This window comes from Sorangium sp. So ce1014 (assembly GCF_051521505.1).
GTDB lineage: Bacteria > Myxococcota_A > Polyangia > Polyangiales > Polyangiaceae > Sorangium.
The window spans coordinates 11,930,437-11,955,457 of record NZ_CP150356.1 but is presented as its reverse complement, the minus strand read 5'-3'; the positions used below and the strand labels follow the sequence as shown (position 1 = coordinate 11,955,457).

Below are 25,021 nucleotides of genomic sequence, written 5' to 3'. Positions count from 1 at the left end.
GAGGTCTCCACGCCTGCCCGGTCCTGTCGGCCGTTCGACTGCACGGGATCCGCATCAGCAATGGCGGTGCCAGCGGAGGAAACCGCGGCGAAGACCTCGCGGTCGCTCCGGCCGGATCGCGCAGCGGAGCGGGTGCGGCCGAAAGGCATCAGACCGGCAGACATCAGCAGAGCCGGACGCGCCGCGCGTCGAGCGACGCACGCGCGCTCACTCCTTGGACGGGGCGAGGCGCCTCCCCGGCGCGAAGCGGATCGGCAGGCGGGTCGGGCCGAGCACGTGGATCGCCCGGCGCGGCTCCCACGGCGCGTCGCTCGCGAGCTCGAGGTCCGTGAGCCGCGCGACGAGATCCGACAGCGCGATCCTGGCCTCGAGGCGCGAGAGCGGCGCCCCGAGGCAGAAGTGGATCCCGTGCCCGAACGCGATGTGCGGGCTGGGATCGCGCGCGATGTCGAAGCGGCCAGGATCGCGAAAATGCGCTGGGTCTCGGTTGGCCGAGCCGATCATCGCCAGCACCGGCTTGCCGGCCGGGATCACCTGGCCGTGCATCGGGACATCGCGCTTCGTCACGCGGAACATCGCCTGGACCGGCGAGCGGTAGCGCAGGACCTCCTCGATCGCGGAGGGCAGGAGATCGGGCTCGGCCCGGAGGCGGGCGAGCTCGGTCCTGTGCTCGAGGAAGCACAGGATGGCATTGCTGAGCAGGTTCGTGGTCGTCTCGTGGCCGGCCACGAGGAGCAGCTGGAAGAAGCCCAGGATCTCGTCCTCGTTCAGCCGCTCTCCGTCCACCTCGGCGTCGACGAGCCGGGTCAGGAGATCGTCCTGCGGCGCCGCCCGCCGCTGCGCAAGGAGGCCCCTCAAATAGGCCTGCATCTCGGCGGTCACCGCGGCGAACTCGGCGATCGCCCGGGCCGCCTCCTCGCTGCCCGAGACCGTGGTGCTGAGGTCCAGGATCACGTCGCTCCAGCGCTTGAACCGCGGCTGGTCCTCGGTCGGCGCGCCGAGCATCTCGGCGATGACGAGCAGGGGGAGCGGGAGCGCGTAGTCCTCGACAAGGTCCATCTCGCCACGCTCGATCGAGCGGTCCAGGAGCTCGCGCGACAGCTGGCGGATGCGCGGCTCGAGCCCCGCCACGGCCCGCGGGGTGAAGGCCCGCTGGAGGATCGCGCGCAGCGTCGTGTGGCGCGGCGGGTCCGAGAAGACGAGCCACTCGGAGGTCCTGTTGCCCGGCGGCGACACGACGGAGCTGAACGCGTCATGATCGTGGAGCGCCCGCTTCACCCCGTCGTAATCGAAGATCATCCACGCATCGGAGGGTGGATAGTGGAGCACCGGAGAGCCGCTCCGGAGCTGGTCGTACAGGGGGTAAGGGTTTCGTCGCATCTCGTCCGAGAACAGGTTCATCGCTCACGACCTCCTTCGCGCGCCAGGGTAGGATCCGGGGCCGTGGGCCGCTTGAACGAAACCCGGATCGGCGCCGTGATCGCGGAGGCCTTCGCGGTGCGCGCCTCGACGGCGATGGCGTCGACGCTCCACGCCGAGCACGGCGCGGCGGTCCTGGTCGGGCTGGAGAGCGACGTGACGGTGACCGTGCCCGAGCCGGGCGGCGCGGTCGTGCGCGGGCGCGTGGTCGTGGTGCCCCCGGATCGGTGGCACGCCGCCTCGAGCCCCGGGCCCACGATCGGGCTCCTTGTCGATCCCGAGGAGATGCCGCGCGTGGCGAGCTACGCGCGCCTGCGCGGCGGGGCCTGCCCGCTCGAGGGCCGCCTCCTCGCGCGCGTCGAGGCGGCCGTGGCGGCCCACCGCGCGTCGCTGTCGCGCCCCGAGGTCCTCGACGGCCTCGCGCGGGAGGTCGCGGCCTGGCTCGCGCGGGAGTCGCCGCCGCGCGCACTGGACGGGCGCGTCGCCCGCGTCCTCGAGGCGCTGCGCGATCCGGCGGCGGGCCGGCGGCTCGCGATCGCGCGCGCCGGGATCTCCGAGGCGCACCTGCAGGCGCTGTTCGTGCGCGACGTGGGGCTGCCGATCCGCACGTTCCAGCTGTGGCGCCGGCTCCTCGTCGCGCTGGCGGCGTTCGCGCGCCTCGACGCCACGGGCGCCGCCCACACGGCAGGGTTCGCCGATCTGGCGCACTTCTCGCGGACCTGCCGCCGCATGCTCGGCTACTCCCCGACCGAGCTGCGCAGCGGGCTGATGGAGTAACCGGCGCCCGAGCGGCGCCGGCCAGCAGCCGCTGCCGCCGCCGGCGATCGCCGCGATTGACGTGGTGTCGGCCAGCCGGCAGCGTGTCGGCCTGCCGAGGAGATGACGTGATGACGATGGATATCGCCGCGCTGCGCCGCGACACCCCGGGCTGCGCCGGCGTGCTGCACTTCAACAACGCGGGGTCGTCGCTGCCGCCGGCGGTCGTCGTCGACACGGTGGTCGAGCACCTGCGGCGCGAGGCGGCGATCGGCGGCTACGAGGCGGAGGCGGAGGCGGGCGAGCGGATCGAGGCGGTCTACGGCGCGATCGCGCGGCTCATCGGCGCGGCGCCGGACGAGATCGCGCTCGTCGAGAACGCCACGCGGGCCTGGGACATGGCGTTCTACTCCCTCCGCTTCGGCCCGGGCGATCGCATCCTGACCGCGCGGGCCGAGTACGCCTCGAACTACATCGCGTTCTTGCAGGTCGCGCGGCGCACGGGCGCCGAGATCGTCCCGATCCCGAGCGACGAGCGCGGCGCCGTCTCGCTGTCCGCGCTCGATCGCCTGCTCGACGAGCGGGTCAAGCTGATCGCGATCACCCACGTCCCCACGAACGGCGGGCTGGTCAACCCGGCGGAGGCGATCGGCCGCCGCGCCAGGGCGGCGGGCGTGCCGTTCCTGCTCGATGCCTGCCAGTCGGTGGGGCAGCTGCCGATCGACGTCGAGGCGCTCGGCTGCGATCTCCTGTCGGCGACGGGGCGCAAGTACCTGCGCGGGCCGCGCGGCACCGGCTTTCTCTATGTCCGGCGCGCGCTGCTGGACCGGCTGGAGCCGCCGTTCCTCGACCTTCACGCGGCCCGCTGGACCGCGCCGGACCGCTACGAGCTGCGACCCGACGCCCGGCGCTTCGAGAACTGGGAGAGCTACGTCGCCGGCCGGCTCGGGCTCGGCGCAGCCGCCGAGTACGCGCTCCGGCTGGGCCTGCCCGCGATCCGCGACAGGGTCTCTCTGCTGGCCGAGCGCCTGCGCGCGCGGCTGGCCGAGCTGCCCGGGGTCGCCGTGCGCGACCTCGGCGAGCAGCGCTGCGGCATCGTGACCTTCACCCGGGACGGCGAGGACGCCGCGACCATCAAGGCCCGGCTCGGCGCCCAGGCGATCCACGTCAGCGTGTCGACCGCCTCGGGGACGCTGCTCGACTTCGAGGCGCGCGGGATCCCCGATCTGGTGCGCGCCTCGGTCCACTATTACAACGACGACGCCGAGATTGACCGCTTCGTCGCCGCGCTCGCCGCGGCCTGACGAGGTCGAGACGCGTTACAGCGCCCCGTCGAGGCGCAGCGACGGCGGCAGGAGCTCGTTCAGCCGCGCGGCGTCGCGCAGCAGCTCGAGGCGGCGCGGCGCGCGGCCCTCGTGCGACGGGAACGGGATCGCGGCGAACGCCGCGAGCGCGGCCTCGGCCACGCGCGCCGCGCCCTCGAGGGCGAGGAGGCCGCGCTCGAGCGCCGTGGTGGCCGCGCCGATGTACGTGTCGAACAGGTGCACCCCGCCGAGAGCGAGCTCCTGCCGCGCGCGCTCGGGCGTCGCGACGACGTCGTGAATGAAGATGGCGTGGACCGACTCCGGCGCGAGCTCGAGCATGCGCTGGCCGAAGTGGACGTCGCCCTGCCCGCTGTCGCCGACGAAGACGAAGCCGTACTCCGGATACAGCCGCCGGTACTCGAGGAAGTTCTCGAGCTTCTTCTCCGCGATCGTGCGGTTGCCGATGAGGCGGGTGAACGAGCCCGCGAGGACGGTCGCGGCGAGCTGGCCGCGCTCGGCGAGCGCCCTGAGCGTCGCGTCCTCGACGAGGCCGAGGCGATCGCCGGGGCGGGCCGTGACGAAGGTCAGGTCGCCAAGACGCGCGGGCTCCGGGCCCGGCCCGCGGTCGAGCTCCGCGTAGAACTGCAGGACGCCTGGATAGACGGTCTTCTTCGGATACCGCGCGTCCTTCCAGTTCGCATAGAAGGTATCGTCGATATCGGAGAGGATCTTCATATCGCGCGTCGTGACCGCGGCGGCCTCGCGCGCGAGGTGCGCGAGCAGCTCCTCGCGCAGGGCGTCGTCGTCGATATCGTGATAGAAGAGCTGGTGAAGGTCGTGGTAGCCGCCCCGGCCGTCGACCGCGTTCTTGAGCCGCGTGAGGTCGGCGCCGCGCGTTCCGAGCCAGAGGCGGCGCAGCGCCTGCTCGTCGCGGCGGCCCGTGCGGCCGCGCTGCAGCGCCGAGGCGAGCGCCGCGCGCGCCGGGATGCCGAGCTCGCCGAGGCGCTCCGCGGTCAGCAGATCGAGCAGCGCCGTGCGGTTGTCGGGGCCGATGAGGCGATCGTCGACGTCGCCGAGCAATGCGCGCAGATCCAGCAGGAGGAGCAGCTGGTCGAGCTCGACGGCGGTCGCGCCGGCGAGGATCTCCAGGATCCGCCGCTCGTCCTCCCGGTCGGTGTGGGCAGCCATCCGCTGCCGGATCTCGTCGAGCTTCGACAGCACCGACGGGATCGGCACGTCGGGGGTGGCATCGATCGTCATGGCGCCCCCGCAGCATAACGGATCTGCCGGCGCCCGTCGGGCTGTCCTCCGCGCGGTGGGCGGCGAGGACGGCTCAGCCGGCGTTCGACACCCCGCCGCCGAGCACCTCCGCCAGGGCCGCGAGGACGCCGTCCAGCCGCGGCGCCGCGCCGCCGAGCGCGCGCAGGAAGCTCACCAGATCGGGCGCGAGCAAGCGCGTCGGAGAGCCATAGTCACCGTCGGACAGGTAGATCTCCGCTGTTCCCACGCGAACCGCGAGATACATGGCCACGGTCCACTTGACCTCGACGCCGCGATCGGACTCCGTGCACACGATGTGCCCTGGCAACCGGGCGAGCTTGAGGAGCTGCATCTCTCCCCTCGGGCTCGACGAGCTCGATTTGCGGATGACGAGCACCGAGTCGAGCGGCGACACGAGGACGAGCGCCGCCGACGGGAACACAGCGGGCCACGGCACGCGGGAAGGCGCAGAGGTCGGGTCGACAAGGGCGAGGCCGTCGAGCGAGGCATAGAGCGCCTCGATCTGCGGGTGAAGCGCCCCGTGCAGCGCCTCGACCTCGGCCACCTCGCGCCGGCGATCGGCAGAGGGGGGCTTCACCGCGACGGACCAGCCGGCGCGCGGCGCGGAGGAGGCGTCGCTCCCCCGCGCCAGGGCGCTGCGGAGCGTGTCGCCGAGCCCGTCGTCCGCGGACGGCGCGGCGCGGCGCGGGTCGAGGCAAGCGTCGATGAGCTGCGCGAGCGCCTCGTCGACGGCCGGGTCGGCGCGGAGGGGGCCGCGGTCGAGGAACGGCGCGTAGCGGAGCGCGGCGGCGATGCGGGCGACCTCCTGGCGGCCGCGCGCGCCGTAGCGCCGCTCGAAGTACGCGCGCCAGGCCTGGGCCGCCTCCGAGAGCGCCGGGAGCGCCGCGCGCACGAGCGCGTCGACGTGCTCGCCAGAGAGGACCATGCCGAACAGCATGCCGCCGCCGCGCTCGACCGCGATGAGGCCCGTCAGCACCGAGGTGAAGCTCGCCTGCGCTTCGGTGAACGAGAGCGCGTCGTCCGGCTTGTGACGCGCGAGGGCCTGGTCAAACCACGCGAGCATGCGTGCCGCACCGTCCATGGTGCCCGGCATCCTACGCCCTGACGTGGGAGCCGGCCCAGGCCTGGCCGCGCGATCGCCTCACGGGCTCAGCCATCGGCGGCAGCGACGCCCGAATCGTCCTGCCACATTTCATTCCTACAACCTGCGACGTCGGCGCTCGCCACACCTTCCGTCAGCGAGGGCGCCGGCGTAGGCTCTGGGACGATGGTTACTCCCACGGCGGTCGTGTTCGATCTCGACGGCACGTTGATCGACAGCCGAGGCGACATCGTGGCGGCGGTGAACCATGCGCTGGAGGCGACCGGGCGGTCCCCGCTGCCGGCGCAGGTGATCGTCCGGTACGTCGGCGACGGCGCCCGCGCGCTGTGCGCGCGCGCCGCCAAGCTCCCCGAGTCGTCCGAGGACGTGGAGGAGCTCCTCCGGCACTTTCTCACGTACTACGAGCAGCACCCGCTCGACTTCACCCGCTGGATGCCGGGCGCGCAGGACATCATCGAGAGGCTCGCGGACGTGGGCGATCTGTCGATCTGCGTCTGCACGAACAAGCCGCGCTCGACCACCGACGCGGTGCTCGCCGCGCTCGGGGTCGGCGCGCGCTTCCACGCCGTGGTCGCCGGCGGCGACGTCGCCGACAAGAAGCCGTCGCCCGCGCCGCTGCTCTACCTCGCGCAGCTCCTCGGCATCCAGCCGCGCAGGCTGGTGATGGTCGGCGACGGCCCCCAGGACATCGAGTGCGCGCGCCGCGCAGGCGCGCGGTCGATCGCCGTCCTCGGCGGCTTCGCCTCGGAGGAGGAGATCCTCAACGCCCGTCCGGACGTGCTCCTCCGCACCCTGGACGAGCTCTGGGACGTCCTCCGCCGCTGGCGCCAGGCGACCGCGAGGCTCTCCGCCGTCCGCTAGCTCAGGCCTCGCAGCGGTCAGGCGTCGCAGCGGTCAACCTTCGCACAGTCAGCCTCCGCACAGTCCGCCTTCGCACAGTCAGCCTGCGCACACGGCCCGCCCGCGCCCGCCCTCAGGCCGCGACGCCCTCGGCGATCTCCCGGCCGAACGCGGTCGCGTTGAGGATCGCGCGCAGCCGCACGCGCGCCCGGTGGAGCCGCGAGCGCACCGCGCTCTCGCTCACCGCGAGCTTCTGCGCGATCTCCTGCAGGCCGAGATCCTCGTGGTAGTGCGCGAGCACCACGTCGCGGTAGTCCTCCGGCAGCTCGCACAGCGCCTCGCGGACGCACGCCTCCCGCTCCGCCGCCGACGCGGCGTCGTCCTCGCCGATCGTGCTGCGCATCGTCGGGAGCAGGCCGAGCTCCTCGAAGTCGAGCCCCTCGACGATGCGCGCGCGCTGCCGCCGCTGCGACCGCATCAGCATGAGCGCCTCGTTCGCCGTCACCCGGAACAGCCACGTCGTGAAGCTCGAGTCGCCGCGGAAGGAGCGGATCGTCCGCACCACCTGCAGCAGCGTCGACTGCACGAGGTCGAGCCGGTCCTCGTCGGACACGGGATAGCGCGCGAGCTGCCGCTCCACGTGCGGGCGGATGAGCCGCGTGAGCTCGTCGAGCGACTCCCGGTCTCCCTCCTTCGCCCGGCAGATCGCGTCGGCCAGCGGGCCCGCGCTCGCGGCCCGGGACGCCGGGCGCGGCCCGACCGCGCCGGACGGGGTGAGACCGCACGGCGCCAGAGGAGTCTCGGGCCTCGTGCTGGCGCTCGGAACATCGGTCGGAACGGCGGTCAGAGCCATGAGCCATCTCTCCGTCGAGGGCGCCGCGTGCGCTTCCGGCCCACGGGCCCGGTGGTGCGCTCCGATCAGCAAACGGCTTGCCACGGCAAGCTCAACGGACGTGCGCGCCGCGTGCGCACCGCGTGCTCAGCCGGTATAAGCGGGGCCACGATGTCCAGCGACGCTCCGCGATGGGAAGCCCCCGAGGGGGAAGGCCGCCACGCTCCGACGCCCGAAGTGGACCGGCCAGCGCCGTCCGTCTCCGCGCCGCCCCGCGCGCTGGCGCACCCGCTGCCCGCCGGCATGCGCGATCTCCTCCCGGAGGAGGCGCAGCGCCGCCGCGCGCTCGCCAGGCGCGTGCTCGATCACTTCGTCCTGTACGGCTACGAGCCGGTCACGCTGCCGGCGTTCGAGTTCGCCGAGGTGCTCGAGCGCGGGCTCGGCACCCTCGAGGCCGCGGACGTGCTGCGCTTCATCGAGCCCGAGTCGGGCGAGGTCGCCGCGCTCCGTCCGGACATGACCCCGCAGATCGCCCGGCTCGTGGCCACGCGCCTCGCCAGCGCGCCCCGCCCGATCCGCCTCTGTTACGAGGGCACCGTCCTGCGGCGACGCCAGGGCCGGGCGCGGCGCCACCGGCAGATCCCGCAGGCCGGCGTCGAGCTGTACGGCGTGGGCACGCTCGGCGGCGACCTGGAGATCCTCCGCCTGGCCGCCTCCGCGGTGCGGGAGGCCGGCCTCGAGCACTTCGTCGTGGACCTCGGGCACGCGATGATCGCGCGCGCGCTGCTCGACGCGGTCCCGGCGGGGCTCGCCGCCGAGCTCTCGGAGGTGCTCGAGCTGAAGGACGCGTCGCGCCTCGCCGCCGTGCTCGCCAGCCCGCGGGCGACCGACGTTCCACGCCGCATCGTCGCGGCGATCGCCGCGCTCCCGGACCTCGCGGGCGGCGGCGAGGCCGATCCGGACGGCGCCGTGGTCTTCCACCGGGCCGCGGGCCTGCTCGCCGGCACGCCCGCCGAGGCGCCGCTCGCCGAGCTGCGCGCGCTCTGGGACGCGGCGAGGAAGAGCCCCGAGCTCGGCCCGTCGCTCCGGGTCGACCTCGGCGAGCTCCGCGGCCTCGCCTACTACACGGGCGCAATTTTCCACGTGCTCGCCGACGGCCCCGGGGAGCCGATCGCGGCGGGCGGTCGCTACGACACGCTGCTCTCCCGGTTCGGCCTGCCGATGCCGGCGGTCGGCTTCGCCTTGAACCTCGACGCGGTGGCCTGGGCGCGCGACGTCGCGGGCGCGGCGGACGAGCCGGCGCTGCGGGTGCTCCTTTCGGTGCCACCGGAGCGCGCCGAGCCGCTCGCGGCGGCGCTGCGGGGGCTCGCCGTCCCGGTCGTGGCGCACGCTGCGGACCAGGATCCGGAGGGGTATGCGCTGTCCTGGCGGTTCTCCCACCTCGTGCGCGAGCGGGACGGGGCGCTCGTTGTCGAGGCGGCGCCCGGCGGCGGGGCGTCCGAGGCGGGCGTGGTCCCGGCGGGCCTCGACGACGCCGCGGCGGCCCGGGCGATCGTGCTGAAGACGGGGGCGCCGCGTCGGGGCGGCAAGTAGACGCTCGCTCGGCAAGCGAGCCTGGGGTAAAGGCGGACGTGGACCCGGACGGAGCCGCTCGGAGGTACGAGCGGGCCGAGGCCGGGCCAGGTGATCCGGGAGGAGCTTCGGAATGACCGCGATCGTGATCGTCGGCGCGCAGTGGGGCGACGAGGGCAAGGGCAAAGTCGTCGACCTTTACACGGAGAGCGCCGACCTCGTGGTGCGCTACGCCGGCGGGCCCAACGCCGGACACACGCTGGTGGTGGGCGGGGAGAAGCTGATCGTTCGGCTCATCCCGAGCGGCATCCTGCGCGCGAACGCCCGGTGCGTGATGGCGCAGGGCATGGTGGTCGACCCGGGGGTGCTGGTCGCCGAGATCGACGCGGTCGAGGCGCGGGGCTGCTCGACGCAGGGGCGGCTGTTCGTCTCGGATCGCGCGCACCTGATCCTGCCGTACCACCCGCTCGTCGACTCGCTCCGCGAGGCGGCCGCGGAGGACGGGACGCGGCTCGGGACGACGAAGCGCGGCATCGGCCCGTGTTACGAGGACAAGGCGTCCCGGCGCGGGGCGCGGCTCGGCGACCTGCGCGACATGAAGCGCCTGGCGCAGCTCGTCTCGCGCTCGATCGAGGCGTGGACGCCGACCTTGCGCGCGCTCGGCGGCGAGCCGCCGTCGCTCGACGCGATCCTCGAGGAGCTCACGCCGCTGGCGAAGCGCATCACGCCGCTGCTCGCCGACACGTCGCAGCTCATCGACGGGGCGCTCCGCCGCGGCGAGCGGGTGCTGCTGGAGGGGGCGCAGGGGACGCTGCTCGACATCGATCACGGCACGTTCCCGTTCGTCACGTCGTCGTCGGCGATCGCCGGGGGCGCGTGCGTGGGCGCAGGGGTCGGCCCGACGCGCATCCGCCGGGTGCTCGGCCTGGCGAAGGCGTACTGCACGCGCGTGGGCGAGGGCCCGTTCCCGACGGAGCTCGGCGGCGCGCTGGGCGAGCGGCTGCGGTCGGTCGGCGGGGAGTACGGCTCGGTGACCGGTCGCCCGCGGCGGACCGGCTGGCTCGACCTGCCGGCGCTGCGCTACGCGGCGCGCGTGAACGGCCTGGACGGGATCGCGCTCACGAAGCTGGACGTGCTGACGGGCATGCCGGAGCTCAAGGTGTGCGTCGCTTACGACACGCCGTCGGGGCGGACGCGGGAGTTCCCGATCGACGACATCGCGACGGCGAAGCCGGTGCTCGAGCCGGTGGCCGAGTGGAGCGAGTCGATCGACGCGGCCCGCTCGATGACCGAGCTGCCGGCGGCGGCGCGGCAGTACGTGGAGCTTGTCGAGAAGGAGACGGGGGTGCCGGTCGACGTGGTGTCGGTCGGCGCGGACCGCGAGGCGACCATCGTGCGGCGCAACGCGTTCGCCTGAGGGGAGCGGGCGGGTGAGGGCGCCGTCGTCGGGGAGGGCGCCCCGCCGCTGGGGAGGGAGCGCCCGCCCGGCGACTGCCTACGGCTTTGCAGACCTCCCCGGTTACCGGTCTAACGTCTCGTAGTCGTCCACGGAACCCCTTTCGTGATGCTTGAACTCGTCGGATGGCGAGCTCGAGAGCGCAAACACCATGAAGCGCTGCCCGACGAATCCGAGCGGGTAGAACCCTTCCGCTTGCACGCGAACCAGCGAGAGGAACGGGTTGGGGCCTTTCCCTGCTCCTGATCCATCGACCACCTCCCAGATCAGCGCGTTCCAGGCGTTCTTCTCGACGGTACACGCAAGTTCCCACCAGAGCTCGCGTTCAGCCGTCGGAGTGTTGGCCAGCAACGTCTCGGGATCATCGACGACGAGCGGCTGCACCACGTTTACGATCTGGGGCACGGACCACAGAGGTGGGCCGATTCGATCCCGGACGACGGCGTCCTGCATCGCTTCATCGGTCACCCGCTGCAGGAACCTGCCGAGCTTGGCGTTCCATCGATCGGCGAATGCCTCCCCGCCCGGTTCGCTCGCGATGCGGTCCCGCAGCCCGCGCAGTGTGCGTTCACCTCCTAGAATGATTGCTGGCGCAGCAACCAGTCCCAGGTCGACGATTTGCGCGTACTGCATCATGTGTTCTTCCACCAGCTGAACGATCGAGCCGGGAACACTCTCATGACGCGGGAAGAATTTCGTACGCGCAACGAGGCACAGCACATCGTTCACGCGGCTCGTTGCGTCACCATAGGATCCCGGCGGTACCTGACAAATTTTCATATCGATCAACCGGTCGCGAAGCCTCACGCGAATCTTCCGAGGGCCCGATCGCCTGACCCAGCGGGGCACGATCGAGGAATGAGCCCTCTGCCGTGGTAACTACTCCTGTGCGAGTGACCAGCGACCCAAAGACCTGAACGCCCTGGAACTCGCCCAGGAGGTGTACCTGTCCGGCAGGGATGATTTCGCCCGTGGCCTGAGCGAGCGCAACCAGCGGGTCACGACCTCCGCGCGCCAACGCGGCAGTACGTTCGATGACCTGCGCATCCTTCGGGTGCAGTCCCGGTCACGGCGCCCGTCGCGGCGTTCACGACCAGCCGCGGGGGGCGCGCCGCCGCCACGGCGCGGTGCGGCAGCGTGTGCAGCTGGTCAAGAAGGAGACGGGCGTGCCGGTCGGCGTGATCTTGGTCGGCGAAGGTCGCGACGCGACCCTCCTGCGGCGCAATAGGCTCAGGTAGCAGCGCGCTACGGCATCTCGGTCCGGGACAGGCGCGGCGGATCGCGGGCTAACGGGCGCGCCGGCTCACCGACGTTATCCGCCGCCCGGCGTGCGGCTACCGCCCTGGGTGCCGCTGCCGCCCTGGGTGCCGCTGCCGCCCTGGGTGCCGCTGCCGTCCCGGGTGCCGCTGCCCGGTGTACGGGAGCCGCCCCCCGGCGTGCCCGAGCCGCCCGGCGTGCCGGTCCCGCCGCTCGGTGGCGTCAAAGAGCCGCCGCCCGGCGTGCCTCCGGCTCCGCCCGGCGTGCCTCCGGTCGTGCCGCCCGGCGTGGCGCCGGTTCCGCTCGGCGTGCCTCCGGTCGTCCCGCCCGGCGTGCCGGTTCCGCTGCCCCACTCCTGCGTGCCGCCCTGGGTGCCTGACCCGCCCCGGGCGCCTCCCTCCGGCGCTCCCATCTCTCCTTCAGGCGTCGTCCCCGTGCCGGGAGCTCCGCTCTCGGGTGCTCCCATCCCCTCGGTGCCGCCGGGCGTCTCTCCGCCCGTCTGCCCGGTCCCAGGCGAGGTCGATTGTCCGCCGCCTTGGCTGCCTCCGCAGGCCATGAGCGGCAGCGCGGCCATGACTACCAGAAACATGCTTCGCATGATGTGTCCCCCAGATCGTCTGCGTTTGCGGCCCGTGCCGAGCCGCCGTCGATGCGGACGCGTCCATGCGCGCGAGGGCCCACCCAAGGGCCCGGCCGCGTAGCGTCCCACGCTCGACATGCTGGAGCCGGATCCTGCCGTCGGGATCGAGACACGGCCGGAACGGCGCATCGGGCCACGCCCGATCAAGCACCGCTGCGCGCTCGAGACGCAGACTGGCCCCCTGACGCCGGCCGGCGTGAGCGGGCGCGCTCGACGGCTGGCGCCGGCCCGCGCACCGAACGGAGCGGGCGAGTCGATCCCCGAGCGGCGCGAACCGCCCTCACGGCTGGACGCGGCTTGCCCGGCGCTTGCATGAAGCCAGGACCACCTGTGACCGGGGAGCACGCCGCGCCCGCGCGCGGCCGCTCGCCGCGCCGCGCAGCGTCGCAACGCGGCGCAGAGGAGGGGGTGAGGCATGCGCGAAAAATTCCGGAATACGGTCGTCGTGATCACGGGCGCCTCGAGCGGCATCGGCCGCGCAACAGCGCTGGAGTTCGCCAGGCGCGGAGCCGCGGTGACGCTGGCCGCCAGGCGGGAGCAGCCGCTGCGCGAGCTCGCCGCCGAGTGCGAGCAGGCCGGGGGCAAGGCCCTCGTCGTGGTCGCCGACGTGACGAGCGAGGCCGCCGTCCTGGAGATCGCGCGGCGCACCACCGAGGCGTTCGGCCGGATCGACGTGTGGGTCAACAACGCGGCGGTGACGCTCTTCGGGCTGTTTGAACAGACGCCCTCCGAGCCCTACCGGCGCGTCATCGAGACCAACCTGTTCGGCACCATCCACGGCGCCCGCGCCGCCCTGGCCCAGTTCCGGCGGCAGGGCAGCGGCGTGCTCATCAACGTCGGCTCGATGGTGTCGAGGCTCTCCGAGCCTTACGTCAGCGCCTACGTCGCCTCGAAGCACGCGATCCGCGGCCTCTCCCAGAGCCTGAGGCAGGAGCTCGAGGTGCTCCGTGCCCGCGATATCCACGTCTCCACCGTCCTGCCCGCGACCATCGACACACCGTTCTTCCAGCACGCGGGCAACTACACGGGGCGCACGCCGGTCGCCATGCCCCCGGTGTACCCGCCGGAGCGCGTGGCGCGCGCCATCGTGCGTACGGCACGGACACCCCGGCGGGAGGTCTTCGTGGGCAGCACGGCCAGGCAGCTGGCGTTGCTGTCCCTCGTGGCGCCGAGCATCGCCGAGCGCCTGCTCGCGCGGAGCGTCGACCGGCTGCACCTGAAGCACGACCGCGCGGCCTACGCGACGAATGGCAACCTGTTCACGCCGCTGCCCGAAGGGACCACCGTGAGCGGCGGATGGAAGCCGCGCGGGAAGAAGCGGCTCCTGCGCGCCGCGGTCGTCGGCCTCTCGGCCCTCGTGCCCGCCGTGCTGGGCCTCTTGTGGCTCCGCCCGAGGCTGATCCTGTCGAGGTGACGGCGCGCTCCCGCCGCCTGGCGCCATGAGCCGCCTGTCGCAAAACGACACACTCGCGGGGTCGGCCGCGGGCGACGCCCGCAGCTGCGCTCGCACAGGCCACGAAATCGGCGCTGGCCTCGGTTGCGGAGCGGGGCGCCGGCTCTAGGGTGCGTCGGAGGAGACATGTCCGAAGGGCAAAGAGGGCAGTACGAACAGGCACCTCCTGGCGCAATCCGAACGACACAGCGACACAACGACACAACGATACAAAACGACCAACCGTTGAGGGCAGCATGAAGGAACGAAAGAAGCTTGCAGGCAAACGAATCGCGGCGCTCGTGGCGGACGGGTTCGAGCAGATCGAGCTGACGGTGCCGATGAAGGCGCTCCGCGCCGCGGGCGCGACGGTGGATGTCGTCTCGCTCCGTCACGGCAAGATCCGCGGGATGAACGTCCACGAGCCCGGCGCGAGGGTGCGCGTGGACCGGACGCTGGCCGAGGCCGATCCGGCCGAGTACGACGGGCTGCTCCTGCCGGGAGGGTTCATCAACCCGGATCTCCTCCGGCAGAGCGAGGAGGCGCGCCAGTTCGTGCGCGCGTTCGACAACCTCCGGAAGCCGATCGCGACGATCTGCCATGGCCCCTGGGTGCTCGCGTCGGCGGAGCTCGTGAGCGGACGGCAGCTCGCGTCCTGGCCCGGCATCCGCGACGACATCGTGCACGCGGGCGGCGTCTGGCGCGACGAGGAGGTGGTGCGCGACGGCAACTGGCTGTCGAGCCGCGGGCCGCAGGACCTGCCCGCGTTCGTGCGCGAGATGCTCGATCTGTTCGCCGAGACCGCGCCGATCCACGCCGCGGCGTCGCCGCTGGCCGCCCAGTCGTCGCCGGCGCGCACCTCGCCCCCGCTCGCGGCGGTCGGCGCCACGGCGTTCCTGCCGGCGCCTTCCAGGGCGCGGAAGATCCTGAGCGGCGCGGCCACGCTCGCGATGGGCGGGCTGGCGCTGTTCGCGCTGCGCCGGGTGCTCCCGTGACGTGAAGCTCGGACATCGGCCCTCCCCGCCCCGCCCGACGAGCGCCCTCTCCGGGGGCCTACCGTCGGCCTACCATCGAATGGCCAGGCTCATCCGAATCGCGGGAAGAGGCCAGGGCCGTGCTTGCTGGCCGCCGCGAACGGCGCCTCCCGGACGCGATCGGCGAACAGGATGTGATTCGCTGCTTCACGCCCCGTCGATACAGCCCTCTCCAGGAGGGCGGACGGGTACCTCGTGTGAACCCAGTCGCCGGCGAGCGCGAGGTTTCGCACGCCGGCGAGGAGCGCAAAATCGCTGGTCGGGCGCTGCTTTCCCTGCCCCACCTCGAGCGAGGTGAAGTTCTGGAACGCGCCGAGCGAGAAATCGAGCGCGCGCGCCCCGCGGAGCTCGGGGAGGACATCCTCCACCTCGCCACGGATGGACTCGTAAATGACATCGGCGCCGAGGCCGCCGAGCCATGGAGTGTTGTAGAGGTGGAGCTCGACGACGGAGCCGCCTCGCTCGCGGGCCCACGCGGCCGATTGCTCCTCCAGCATGCTGAAGATCGCGATCAGGTGGATGGGGCGGTGCTGCGGCGTCTCGATCACGGCCTCGACCTGACGCCGGCGGATGGGCCTGTCGAACCAGCCGCGGAGCACGTGGTACGCGGGCGCGACGGCGAGCCGGTCAAGGCGGGCGCGGAGGGCGGCGAGCGCCGCCGCGCTCGCCGCGTCGAAGGCAACGGACCCGGCGAGGATCCGGTGGAGCCCTCCGACGTCGGACGCGAGCACGACCGCGTCGTAGCGCCCCGGCGAGCCGACCTCGCCGACCGCGCGGCCCGCTTCGAGGCGTAGCCCGGCCACGGGAGCGCTCACCTCCACGATCACGCCCAGCGAGCGGAGCCGCGCGACCCACGGATCGATGAGCGCCGTGCCGTGGTCGACGGTCGCGACCGAACGCCGGAACGCCTTCGGATGGCCGAGGAAGAAGAGGTGCATGTAGAGCAGCATCTCGGCCGCGCTGACCCTCGCCGGGTCGTTCAGCGTCACGGACGCGACAGGGCCCATGACGATGTCCCAGAACCTGCGGTTCACCCGGGTGCGCCTCCCCCACGCGTCAAACGTCTCGTCATCGAACCGGCGGTAGTTCAGGTCGTGGTTGTACCCGACCAGCTCGCCGAGCGCGCCCCGCGCGCCGGCCACGTCGAGGACGCTCAGGTTCGGCGATTCCCTCACGACATTGATGACGTTGAAGGGATACGGCCCGACGCTGCGGACGATCTCCGGCTTGTACGTCTTGAACTCGTAGTAGACCTCCACGAGCGGACGGAAATAGCGCTCGCGACCGAGGCGCCGGATGATGTCGAAGGAATTGTAATACTGCCAGAACCACATGTGGAGTCCGTGCTCCACGCGGAACGCGCCGGTGCGCAGCCGCTCGTCGCGCGTGTGCAGCCGGCCGCCCAGGACAGCCGCGGCCTCTTTCAGCGTCACCTGATACCCACGCTCGGCGAGCTCCAGCGCGGCCGATAGCCCGGCGACGCCTCCGCCGATCACGAGCACTCGCCGGGCTACCCCGCCCGGCAGCCGACCCGCATCGCAGGGATTGCGCGGGCCAATCGTGTCAGGAACGGATGGATGGTCCGGGATCATGAGCCAGCCGATCACGCGGGCGTCTCGCAAGCGCGATGCCCGCATGACGGGTGCTCGACGGGCGACTTCGTCACCGGGCGCTCGCGGCCCCGGGCGCCGGCGAGCGCGGCCGACCGGACAGCGACGACGCCGTCGTGTGCAGCGGGCGCACGGGCACAGCACACCGACCGGAAGGGGTACCCGGACGAGGCACGCCGGGAGAAGTTCGCTTCTTCCTTCACGGAATCGACTATTATGTCCATTCCTATGGCCGAGAGCAGCTACGTGTTTGCGGGTTCGGAGCGTGCGCGAGAGCTGGAGCGCCTGCGGCGGATCGAGGGGTTCTTCGACCCCGGCAGCTGGCGCCTGCTCAAGGCGTCCGGGATGGGCCCCGGCTGGAGCTGCCTCGAGGTGGGAGCCGGCGCCGGATCGATCGCCTCCTGGATGGCCGAGCGCGTCGGCCACGAGGGCGAGGTGGTCGCGGTCGACCTCGATGTCGGGTTCATGGATGCTTCTCGGCTGCCGGGCGTCCGGATCATCGAGGGCGATATCCGCCAGCTCAACCTCCACGCAGCCCGCTTCGATCTGGTGCACGCCCGCTACGTGCTCATCCACAACGCCGATTTCCAGGATCTCCTCGACGCCATGCTCGCGGCGCTGAAGCCCGGCGGCCGCCTCGTGCTCGAGGAGCCCGACTTCACCGCGGCCAGGGGCGCGTCGGGCCCGGATATCGAGGCCTTCGATCGGGTCAATCAGGCGATCCTCGCGATGTACCAGGCGGACGGCAAGGACCCGGGGCTCGGCCTGCGCCTGCCCGCGATCCTGACGTCGCGAGGGCTCGCCATCGAGGCCGTCGAGAACGAGGTGCCGCTGTGCCCGGGCGGCCACCCGCTGTCCGAGATCATGAGCCTCTCGGCCGCCCAGCTCCAGGACAAGTACCTCGCCACAGGGCGGATCAGCGAGGAAGATCTCGCCGGCTACGCCCGGTTCGCGGCCGACCCGGCGGCGTGGGGCATCTACTACGGCGCCGTCGGCGTCGTGGCGCGCAAACCGGCCAGGTCCGCGGACTGACGTCCCGCTCGCGCCCGGATCGCCGGGAGCCCGAGCTCGGGCCCTTCCTCCAGGAAAAGCGTTGATGTCCGTCCTGCCGCCTCCGTCGAGATCGGGCACGGCATCACGCCGATCCCCCGACAGCGCCGCTCCCCGGCCCCTGCCCACCCTCCCGTGACGACGCCGTCGCCGCCGCCCCGCAGCGACGGCGTCCGTTCAGCGACCTCGAGAAGTGGCACCTGCGCGCCGGTTCGTCGCGCGGTGCGGAGGGTTCAACCGATCCTGTGCGCTGGTGAGAATCATCGATTTGATGAGCTCGCGCTTGCATATCCCCAGAGCAGCTCAAGATACATGACGGGGCGGGCCAGGCATCACCGCCAAGCGCTCCAGCGCCGGCACCGCTTCCGTCAATGACATGGGGGAAGTATGAGCATTCGAATCGATTCTCTTCGTTTTGCATGGATCGCAGGCCTCGCGCTCGGAGGAGCCAGCGCCTGCTCCGTCGCGGTGGAAGACAGTCACCTCGCAGCGGCGGACGAGGATCGCGCGGAAGAGGCGGTCGAGTCCGCCTCGCAGGCCTTCATGCTCTCGAGCCCGGAGCTCGCCGCGGTGATCGCCGCCTTCGATGCGACCCAGATCGCGGAGGCGCAGATCGCCCTGACCCACGCGACGGACGGGTACGTCATCGAGCTCGCCCAGGAGCTGCTCAATCACCACACCGCCGCAAGCCAGCAGCTGCTGACCGCGCTCGGACAGACCGGCGTGGTGCCGCAGGACAGCTCGATCAGCCGGGCGGTCATCGAGCAGAGCGCGATAGATCAACAGTTCCTCGAAGGGCTCACAGGGGTCAATTTCGACTGGACGTACGTCAACCTCCAGATCCGTCGACACAAGGAGCTCCTCGCCCATCTCAAGGAGCAGATCGTCGTCGTCGGGCCCGAGCTGCACCCGGGGATCTCTCACCTCGTCCCCGGTATCCGGGGCGCCACGTCGCGGCACCTCTCGTTCGCCACGTCGCTCATCTCGCTCGTCGGTACGCCGTACGTCTCGGAGCACGGCAATTCGCCTCGCCCGCCTTACAACGGCGGCAACCCGCCTTATTACGGTGGCAACCCGCCTTATTACGGCGGCAACTCGCCTTATTACGGCGACTCGCCTTATTACGGCCCCAACGGGCCTTACTCGTCCACACGCACGCCCTACTGGCCTTACGGGCGCAGCGCGTCGTTCGGCTCCGGAGCGCCCAGCCCGTATCCCCCTTATTCCGGCCATCGCCCGTGAGCCTGGCCAGCAGGGGGCGAACGCCGCGCACGCGCACGCCTGACGCTGTCTGACGAGCCGCGGCGCGGCCGAGCCGTCGATCCGGCGCGCCCTCGCCGCGCCGGATCGACGGCTCACGGGCTTCCTCGGGCCTCCCCTCTCCCGGATCCAGGGACGAAGCTGAGCGACGAGGAGCTACAGCCGGCGCCGCGCCCGGCCGCGATCCGGGATCACGCCGTGGATCTCCGGCTCGCTGAAGCCGGCGGCCTTGTAGAGGCGCTTCAGGTGCACGAGCTCGATGTGCGCGCTCTTCGCCACCGCGGCGCGGATACGATCGAGCACGCTCAGCCGCTCCAGCGGGAGCCGCGTCGCCTCGACCGTCGAGCGCAGCGCCGCGGCGGCCGACTTCACCTCGGCCGCCGCCGCCTGCGCCTTGTCCAGGCTGAGCTTCGGGTGAATCCCGGAGCCGAGCAGCTGCGCCAGCACCTCCAGCCGATCCGGCTGCCCGGTGATGTCGCCGTCCTCGTGGTCGGCGAAATAGGCCACGCCGCCGGGGAACAGGATCGACAGCGCAGGATCTGCGGAGGGGCGCCCCACGGCGTTCCAGACGTCGTCGGCGACCTTGCCGAGCGCGTCGTCGGCGCGCGCCGACTCGGCCTCCACCTTGGCGAGCAGCGGCTCCGCCTCGGACCGCGCGGCGTTGCGCTGGGCCTCCACCCCGTCGAAGAGCGTCAGCACGGGCACGAGCCGCTGCTCGGCGAGCTCCCGGAGGGACCCGCCCTTCGCCGAAGCGCTCTGGAGCGTCGCGCGCACGTCACCGATGATGTCGTCCGCTGGCGCATCCTTGCGAATCACCTCGCCCATGATGTCGATCCTCCTCTGGCCTCACGAGGCACCAAGGCTGCGGAGTCCAGCGAAACACGACCCGCGAACGCCCCCCGTGGCGCTGTCACCTCGGGCACCATATCGGACCATCGCCCGCCCGATCAACCGGATCCCAGCCCGCCGCCTCCGGTCCGACGTGGGCCTCCGGAGCGGGTCGCTGGTACACTCCCGCCGTGTACCTCGGTTCGCTGCTGCTCCCGGCCCTGCTAGCCCTCCCTCTCGCCGCGCACGGCGGACAGGGCAGCGGCGATCTCGTCGCCGCCGCCGCGGCGGCAGGGCGGCCGCCCGAGTGCTCGGCGCGGACCCGCCGGGCTATCGCACGTGGACCCACCATCTGGGAGAGCGCGCGCGCTCCGGAGCTCCCGCGCTACTGCGACCTCCTCGCGCGCGGCCAGGCGCAGCTCGGCGGCGACGCCGAGGCGGCGCGCGAGGCGGCGCGCCTCGCCGACCAGATCCTGCCGGGGCGCGCCGCGCCGCAGGTCCTGCTCGCGCGCGCCGCCCTCGCCCTCGGCTCGCCGGCGGACGCCGCGCGCGCCTTCGACCGCGCGCGGAGCATCGACCCGCGCAGCGTCGAGGACCCGCACACGCTGCACGATCTCGCCCGGTCGCTCGCCCGCACCGGCAAGCGCGACGAGGCGATCGCGATCTACCGCGCGCTCGTCCCGCGGATCGACCTGCTCGGCACCGCCGACCAGCGCGCGCTCGTGCTGCTCGAGGCGGCGCACCTGTCGATGGCCGCCGCGGCCGCGAAGCCGCCGGCCGGCGCGCCCGCCGAGGGCGCCCGCAGCGACCTCGATGAGGCGATCGCCTACCTGCGCGAGGCGCGCCAGCGCACGCAGACGCAGCTCGCCCGCGACGTCACGCTGTCGCTGGCGCTCGCGCTCGACCGCGCCGGCGACAAGGCCCAGGCCGACGCCGCGCTCGAAGGCGAGGCGGGCGACGCGGCAGCCGGGGCCGACCAGCGCGCCCAGGCGGCCGCGCGCGCCCGCGCCGAGGCCGCCCGCGCCCGCGCGGCCGACCACCGCGCCCAGGCGGCGGCCCGCGCCCGCGCGGCCGACCCGCACGCCGGCGCCGCCGCGCGCGAGCACGCCGCGGACGACCTGGCCAGCGCGGCGGCGCGCCTGCGCACCCTCGATTACCTCGCGGTCCCGGAGGACAGGCTCGCCCTCGAGGCGCTCGCGCTGGAGCGGACCATGACGGCGGCGGCGATCGCGCGCTGGGAGGCCTACCTGTCGGGCGCCGGTGGCCAGGGGCCGTGGGCCACGGCGGCGCGCGCGCGCCTCGACGCGCTCCGGAGAGGCGGCGGAGGGGGCCACCGGCCCGCGCGCGCTGCGACGGCGGGGCCGGCCGCGCGCGTCCCGCGGGAGCGCGGCGCGGCTCCCCCGCCCGGGCCGAACGCGGGAGGCGCGCGATGATCTGGCGGCCGCGCCTGCCCGGGCGGCCGCGCCTGCCCGGCCTCGCGGCGCTCCTTTCGTTCGCGCTCGCGGCGGCGCCCCTCCGCGCGGCGCCGACCGTCTGGTCCCGCGCGCTGGATCCGGCGGCCGACGAGCGCGCGGCGCTCATCTCCGAGGCCGACGCGCTCCTCGCCCGGTACGACCAGCTCCGGCGCTCGCCGCTCCTGGAGCGCATCGAGGAGATCGGCCCGCTCTGGCTGCGCGAGGCGCGCGCCCTGTACGAGCGCGCCGGCGCGGCGACCTCGCGCGACCCGTCGGTGCGGCTGCGCTACGCCGATATCCTGGAGCACCTCGGCGACGTGCAGGGCGCGGTCGCGACGCTCGAGGGGCTCCTGCGCACCCACCCGCCGGCGCCCTCCCGGGCCGACGCGTGGCACGCGCTCGCGGTCTGCTATGCGCGGCTCGGCAGGTACACGGAGGAGATCAAGGCGTACGACGAGGCGCTCGCGCTCGAGCCGCACGCGGCGTCGCGGGCCCTGCTGCTGGCCAACCAGGCCGAGGCGTACATGGCGCTCGGCGACATCACCTCCGCCGTCGAGGGCTACCGCGCCGCGCTGGCGGCGCTCGGGTCGCTCGACATGTTCCGCTACGGCGTGACGACGCTCTGGGGGCTCGCCGTGGCGCTCGACCGGTCGGGCGACCTGGAGGGCGCCCTCGAGCACATCCGGCTCGCGAGGACCTACGACCGGAGCGACCAGCAGATCCACGGCGCGGGCTGGTTCTACGTGCCTCCGTACGACGAGGCCTGGTATGCCGCGCTCGGCCACTGGGCCGCGGCGCGGAGCGCCGAGCTCGGCGCCGCGCGCGCGGAGGCCTACCTGCAGGCCGTGGATGCGTGGGAGTCGTACATCGCGCGCGCCCCGGGAAACGATCACTGGCTGCCGCTGGCCAAGGCGCGGCGCGTGCAGTGCGAGCGGGAGCGCGAGCAGACGCTGAAGCGCCTGCGCAAGTCCGCGCACGGGCCGCCGCAGCGGCGCTGAGCCGAGGCGCGGGTCAGGCTGCGTGCGGGCCGCCGGGCCGCGTACGGGCCGCCGCACGTCGCTCCCGCACGTCGCCTCCGGTCGCGCTCCGATCGCACTGCAGCGGGATGCGAGGACGCCCCTTTACGACCCCGCCCGGCGGGTTCACCTTACCGTGGTCGCCCTCGCGCGCGGGGGCGGCGCCGGCCAGCTCACCCCGAACGGAGAACCGTCGAGATGCGCGACTCGGTGTTCAATGAGACGGTGATCTGGTCCGGACGTCCCAAGGTCGTCGCGACGCCGCTCCTCTATGTCGTGGGCGCGGTGGTCTGCGGCGTCACCTCGGCGATCAGCACGGCGTCCGCCATCGTGGTGAGCCAGGCGCTCGACGCGTCGCCGACCCAGCTGCTCGCCTTCGCGGCCTGGATGGCGAGCCTCGCGGTGGCGTTCAGCTACCTGCCGCGCTGGTGGCGCTCGGAGCTCGAGTACCAGCTCACCGACCTGCACATCGTGGTGCAGCGCGGGAAGCTCCGGCGCTCCATCGAGCGGCGGTCGATCAGCTACGCGCGCATCCACTGGCATCCGAAGCACCCCGGCGTCGGCGACCTCGAGCTCGTGAGGGCGGTGCCGACGGGCGCGCTCCGCCGGCGGCTGTCGATCGTGCTGAACGGCGTCGTCGCCCCGGATCGCGTCTGGGCGATCCTGCGGGGCGTCGTCCCGTCGGCGCCCGCGGGCGTCGGTCACCGGCTGCTCTCGCAGCGCCTCGACGAGGGCGAGCGGGTGCTCTGGTCGGCGCACCCGGCCGACGGCTGGCACAAGTGGCTCCCGAACGGCCTGCGCGGCGTCGGCTCGGTGCTGCTCGGCGTGCTCCTCGGCAGCTTCGCGGTGGTCACGGCGGTGCACGCCGTGCGGAGCATCCGCATCGTGACCGCGGCGGGCATGGATCCGGAGAGCGTGTCCTTCGTGGCGCTCGTCGCCTCCCTCTCGCTCACGATCGTGCTGCTCGTCGCCGCAGGGGCGGCGATGCTCTACGTGTCGGTGGTGCGCCCCGCGCGGCTCGCGGCGCGGACGCGGTACCTCATCACCGATCGGCGCGTGCTCATCCAGCGGGGCGACGAGGAGCTGCACCTCGATCGCTCGCGCATCGTCGACGTGATCGACGCGCCGGGCGCCGGAGGCCTACGGGACGTGTTCCTCGTGCTCGACGGCCCCCGCGCCCGCGCCGTCGCGGCGAGCGGCGCCTTCGGCGAGGCCCCGGGCGCCGGCCTCCAGCCGGTGCTGCACCGGGTCGCGGACGTGGACTCGGTGCGCCAGATCCTGCGGCCGGCGTAGCGCCCGGTCACGCGCCGACGCGCGCCGCTCACCGGCGCGCGACGCGGGCCTCCAGGTCGCGCACGCGCGCCTCGAGCTCGCGCACGCGCGCCTCGGCGGCGGCGCGGGCGCGCTGCTCCGCGACGCGGGCGCGCTGCTCCTGGGCGCGCACCTCGCCCTCGGCGCGCAGGGCCTCCTCCTCGGCGGGCACGAGCTCCGTCGCGCGGGAGGTCCGCGCGACGCGCAACGTCGGGTGCGGGCCGTCCTTCAGCACGACGACGTGCGCGTCGAACGCCTCGACCCAGAGGGGATCGGCGCCGGCGTGGACGCGCAGGTAGGTGCCGTCCGGATCGCGGCGGTAGAGCTGCAGCGGCACCCGCTCCTCCGCGAGCGGCACGCGGGCAGAGGCCGCCTCGGGATCGAAGAGCAAGAGCTCGGGACAGCCGAGCTGCCAGTACTTGGCCGGCGTGACCTCGTACGCCCGGCGCCAGTCGCCGGAGACGATCTCCAGCGCGAACCGCGGCGGGCGATGGCCCGGCAGCCACGTCTGCCACTGCCGCGGCAGCGGCGGCAGCGGGCGGTGATCGAGGACGTAGAGGTCGGGCAGGACGCGCACCAGCGGCTCGCCCCGCACCCAGGCGAAGGCGTGGTCGGCGCCGGCGTACCAGTCCACCCAGCCGCGCTCGCGCGCGAGCTGCGCGAGCACCGAGAGCAGCAGGCGGACGATCCCGGACCGCTCGGCCTTGCCATGGCGCTCCGCGTCGTCGGGCAAGTACCAGCCGGACCAGTCGATCGCGGCGCTGGCCTCCTCCGGCGATAGATCGCGGAGCACGAGCGCGCGGGGCGCCCGCCGGGGGTTGAGCGGGAACCCGATGCGATTCGGCGATGCCACCCGAGGAAACTAGCACCCCGGCGCACCCCGCGGCGCGAGCACCGCGCGGCGCGGGTCATCGCGCGACAGGGTCCTGCGACAGGCTTGACAGGGACAAAGGTTCCCGTCTTCCTACCTGCTCAAATCTCGGGGTCTCGATCCCGGGGATCCACAACAGCTGGCCCAGGTGGTCGCCGGAGACCACGACCGTCGACGGCAAGACCTATTACTGGGTCATCTTCTCGTCGTCCCGCGACGGCTACACGCTCCACAAGGACGCGAACAAGAAGGCATCGCAGCTCTACGTGACAGGCGTCGTCGTGGAGGGCACGACGGTGCGCACGTACCCGTCAATCTACCTCTGGAACCAGACGACGGGCACGAGCAACCACACGCCCGCATGGGACGTGTTCAAGATCCCCCCCGCGCCCGTTCCCCTCTGAGCCCGCTGGTGGAAGAAACCAGTCACACCATCCCCCATGGCACACGTGTGCCAGACGGCCCTCGCCAGTGCATGCATGTCGTGCTTGCCGCGGCGCGGCAAGCCTGAAGGCGCGCGAATCGCCGCGATTCGCGGCCATCCGAGCGAGCGGGCGGATGGCGCGGGCCTTGCCAAGTTGCAGGGCACCATGCGAACACACCGCGCCCACTCCTCCCTCTGGCTTCTCGCTGCAACAGGCCTCCTCGCCGCCGGATGCGATGCGGGGTCCTCCTCCGGCGAACCTGAGACAACGT

22 protein-coding genes are annotated in these 25,021 nt (G+C 73.0%); 13 read left to right on the top strand and 9 right to left on the bottom strand.

Features of this window, described 5'->3' with window-relative positions; translation table 11 throughout:
* Positions 1 to 207 precede the first annotated feature (207 nt).
* A complete protein-coding gene (locus WME75_RS45060) occupies positions 208 to 1,401 on the bottom strand; it encodes a cytochrome P450 (protein WP_437484451.1) in 1,194 nt (397 codons plus the stop codon).
* A 42-nt stretch (positions 1,402 to 1,443) separates the two neighbouring features.
* Between WME75_RS45060 and WME75_RS45055 the strand changes: the two genes are divergently transcribed.
* Together WME75_RS45055 and WME75_RS45050 are read left to right on the top strand one after the other, a co-directional pair.
* A complete protein-coding gene (locus tag WME75_RS45055) occupies positions 1,444 to 2,196 on the top strand; it encodes a helix-turn-helix domain-containing protein (protein ID WP_437484449.1) in 753 nt (250 codons plus the stop codon).
* Positions 2,197 to 2,306: 110 nt separating this feature from the next.
* The gene (locus WME75_RS45050) at positions 2,307 to 3,479 is read left to right on the top strand and encodes an aminotransferase class V-fold PLP-dependent enzyme (RefSeq protein WP_437484447.1); all 1,173 of its coding nucleotides are present in this window, start codon (positions 2,307 to 2,309) and stop codon (positions 3,477 to 3,479) included.
* A gap of 15 nt (positions 3,480 to 3,494) precedes the next feature.
* On the opposite strand, the gene WME75_RS45045 is transcribed toward WME75_RS45050, so the two are convergent.
* Positions 3,495 to 4,739, bottom strand: a complete 1,245-nt coding sequence (locus WME75_RS45045; RefSeq protein ID WP_437484445.1) for a phosphatase domain-containing protein — start codon at positions 4,737 to 4,739, stop codon at positions 3,495 to 3,497.
* A 73-nt stretch (positions 4,740 to 4,812) separates the two neighbouring features.
* Positions 4,813 to 5,841 carry a hypothetical protein gene (locus WME75_RS45040; RefSeq protein ID WP_437484443.1) on the bottom strand — a complete coding sequence of 343 codons (1,029 nt, stop codon included), beginning with the start codon at positions 5,839 to 5,841 and terminating at the stop codon, positions 4,813 to 4,815.
* A 186-nt stretch (positions 5,842 to 6,027) separates the two neighbouring features.
* Between WME75_RS45040 and WME75_RS45035 the strand changes: the two genes are divergently transcribed.
* Complete coding sequence (locus tag WME75_RS45035; RefSeq protein ID WP_437484441.1) at positions 6,028 to 6,723, top strand: HAD family hydrolase; 696 nt, start codon at positions 6,028 to 6,030, stop codon at positions 6,721 to 6,723.
* Positions 6,724 to 6,835: 112 nt separating this feature from the next.
* Here WME75_RS45035 and WME75_RS45030 read toward each other — a convergent pair whose 3' ends face one another.
* Positions 6,836 to 7,555 (bottom strand): RNA polymerase sigma factor, encoded by a 720-nt coding sequence (locus tag WME75_RS45030; RefSeq protein WP_437484439.1) that lies wholly within the window; start codon positions 7,553 to 7,555, stop codon positions 6,836 to 6,838.
* A 150-nt stretch (positions 7,556 to 7,705) separates the two neighbouring features.
* Between WME75_RS45030 and hisZ the strand changes: the two genes are divergently transcribed.
* Together hisZ and WME75_RS45020 are read left to right on the top strand one after the other, a co-directional pair.
* On the top strand, positions 7,706 to 9,127 hold the full coding sequence (gene hisZ, locus WME75_RS45025) for an ATP phosphoribosyltransferase regulatory subunit (protein ID WP_437484437.1): 1,422 nt from the start codon (positions 7,706 to 7,708) through the stop codon (positions 9,125 to 9,127).
* A 112-nt stretch (positions 9,128 to 9,239) separates the two neighbouring features.
* Positions 9,240 to 10,523 (top strand): adenylosuccinate synthase, encoded by a 1,284-nt coding sequence (locus tag WME75_RS45020; protein WP_437484435.1) that lies wholly within the window; start codon positions 9,240 to 9,242, stop codon positions 10,521 to 10,523.
* 102 nt (positions 10,524 to 10,625) lie between these two features.
* Here WME75_RS45020 and WME75_RS45015 read toward each other — a convergent pair whose 3' ends face one another.
* Together WME75_RS45015 and WME75_RS45010 are read right to left on the bottom strand one after the other, a co-directional pair.
* Positions 10,626 to 11,291, bottom strand: coding sequence for a hypothetical protein (locus WME75_RS45015; RefSeq protein ID WP_437484432.1), 666 nt, complete (start codon positions 11,289 to 11,291; stop codon positions 10,626 to 10,628).
* A gap of 583 nt (positions 11,292 to 11,874) precedes the next feature.
* Positions 11,875 to 12,417 (bottom strand): hypothetical protein, encoded by a 543-nt coding sequence (locus WME75_RS45010; RefSeq protein WP_437484429.1) that lies wholly within the window; start codon positions 12,415 to 12,417, stop codon positions 11,875 to 11,877.
* A gap of 457 nt (positions 12,418 to 12,874) precedes the next feature.
* On the opposite strand from WME75_RS45010, the gene WME75_RS45005 reads away from it, so the two are divergent.
* Both WME75_RS45005 and WME75_RS45000 read left to right on the top strand, forming a co-directional pair.
* A complete protein-coding gene (locus WME75_RS45005; RefSeq protein WP_437484426.1) occupies positions 12,875 to 13,873 on the top strand; it encodes an SDR family oxidoreductase in 999 nt (332 codons plus the stop codon).
* A 275-nt stretch (positions 13,874 to 14,148) separates the two neighbouring features.
* Positions 14,149 to 14,886: a type 1 glutamine amidotransferase domain-containing protein gene (locus WME75_RS45000; RefSeq protein ID WP_437484423.1), complete on the top strand. Its 738-nt coding sequence runs from the start codon at positions 14,149 to 14,151 to the stop codon at positions 14,884 to 14,886.
* 89 nt (positions 14,887 to 14,975) lie between these two features.
* Here WME75_RS45000 and WME75_RS44995 read toward each other — a convergent pair whose 3' ends face one another.
* Complete coding sequence (locus tag WME75_RS44995) at positions 14,976 to 16,421, bottom strand: FAD-dependent oxidoreductase (protein ID WP_437484420.1); 1,446 nt, start codon at positions 16,419 to 16,421, stop codon at positions 14,976 to 14,978.
* Between the two features lie 342 nt (positions 16,422 to 16,763).
* Between WME75_RS44995 and WME75_RS44990 the strand changes: the two genes are divergently transcribed.
* Together WME75_RS44990 and WME75_RS44985 are read left to right on the top strand one after the other, a co-directional pair.
* A complete protein-coding gene (locus WME75_RS44990; RefSeq protein WP_437484417.1) occupies positions 16,764 to 17,567 on the top strand; it encodes a class I SAM-dependent methyltransferase in 804 nt (267 codons plus the stop codon).
* A gap of 405 nt (positions 17,568 to 17,972) precedes the next feature.
* On the top strand, positions 17,973 to 18,827 hold the full coding sequence (locus WME75_RS44985; protein WP_437484414.1) for a DUF4142 domain-containing protein: 855 nt from the start codon (positions 17,973 to 17,975) through the stop codon (positions 18,825 to 18,827).
* A gap of 174 nt (positions 18,828 to 19,001) precedes the next feature.
* On the opposite strand, the gene WME75_RS44980 is transcribed toward WME75_RS44985, so the two are convergent.
* A complete protein-coding gene (locus WME75_RS44980) occupies positions 19,002 to 19,670 on the bottom strand; it encodes a hypothetical protein (RefSeq protein WP_437484411.1) in 669 nt (222 codons plus the stop codon).
* Between the two features lie 194 nt (positions 19,671 to 19,864).
* On the opposite strand from WME75_RS44980, the gene WME75_RS44975 reads away from it, so the two are divergent.
* The 3 genes from WME75_RS44975 to WME75_RS44965 all read left to right on the top strand — a co-directional run bounded on the left by WME75_RS44975 (position 19,865) and on the right by WME75_RS44965 (position 23,436).
* Positions 19,865 to 21,106, top strand: a complete 1,242-nt coding sequence (locus WME75_RS44975) for a hypothetical protein (RefSeq protein WP_437484409.1) — start codon at positions 19,865 to 19,867, stop codon at positions 21,104 to 21,106.
* Complete coding sequence (locus tag WME75_RS44970) at positions 21,103 to 22,125, top strand: tetratricopeptide repeat protein (RefSeq protein ID WP_437484406.1); 1,023 nt, start codon at positions 21,103 to 21,105, stop codon at positions 22,123 to 22,125. Before WME75_RS44975 ends, WME75_RS44970 begins: the two co-directional genes overlap by 4 nt.
* A 216-nt stretch (positions 22,126 to 22,341) precedes the next feature.
* On the top strand, positions 22,342 to 23,436 hold the full coding sequence (locus WME75_RS44965) for a hypothetical protein (protein WP_437484403.1): 1,095 nt from the start codon (positions 22,342 to 22,344) through the stop codon (positions 23,434 to 23,436).
* Between the two features lie 28 nt (positions 23,437 to 23,464).
* On the opposite strand, the gene WME75_RS44960 is transcribed toward WME75_RS44965, so the two are convergent.
* Positions 23,465 to 24,307 (bottom strand): Uma2 family endonuclease, encoded by an 843-nt coding sequence (locus tag WME75_RS44960; protein ID WP_437484400.1) that lies wholly within the window; start codon positions 24,305 to 24,307, stop codon positions 23,465 to 23,467.
* Between WME75_RS44960 and WME75_RS44955 the strand changes: the two genes are divergently transcribed.
* On the top strand, positions 24,301 to 24,729 hold the full coding sequence (locus tag WME75_RS44955) for a hypothetical protein (protein WP_437484397.1): 429 nt from the start codon (positions 24,301 to 24,303) through the stop codon (positions 24,727 to 24,729). The genes WME75_RS44960 and WME75_RS44955 overlap by 7 nt on opposite strands.
* Positions 24,730 to 25,021: the final 292 nt, after the last annotated feature.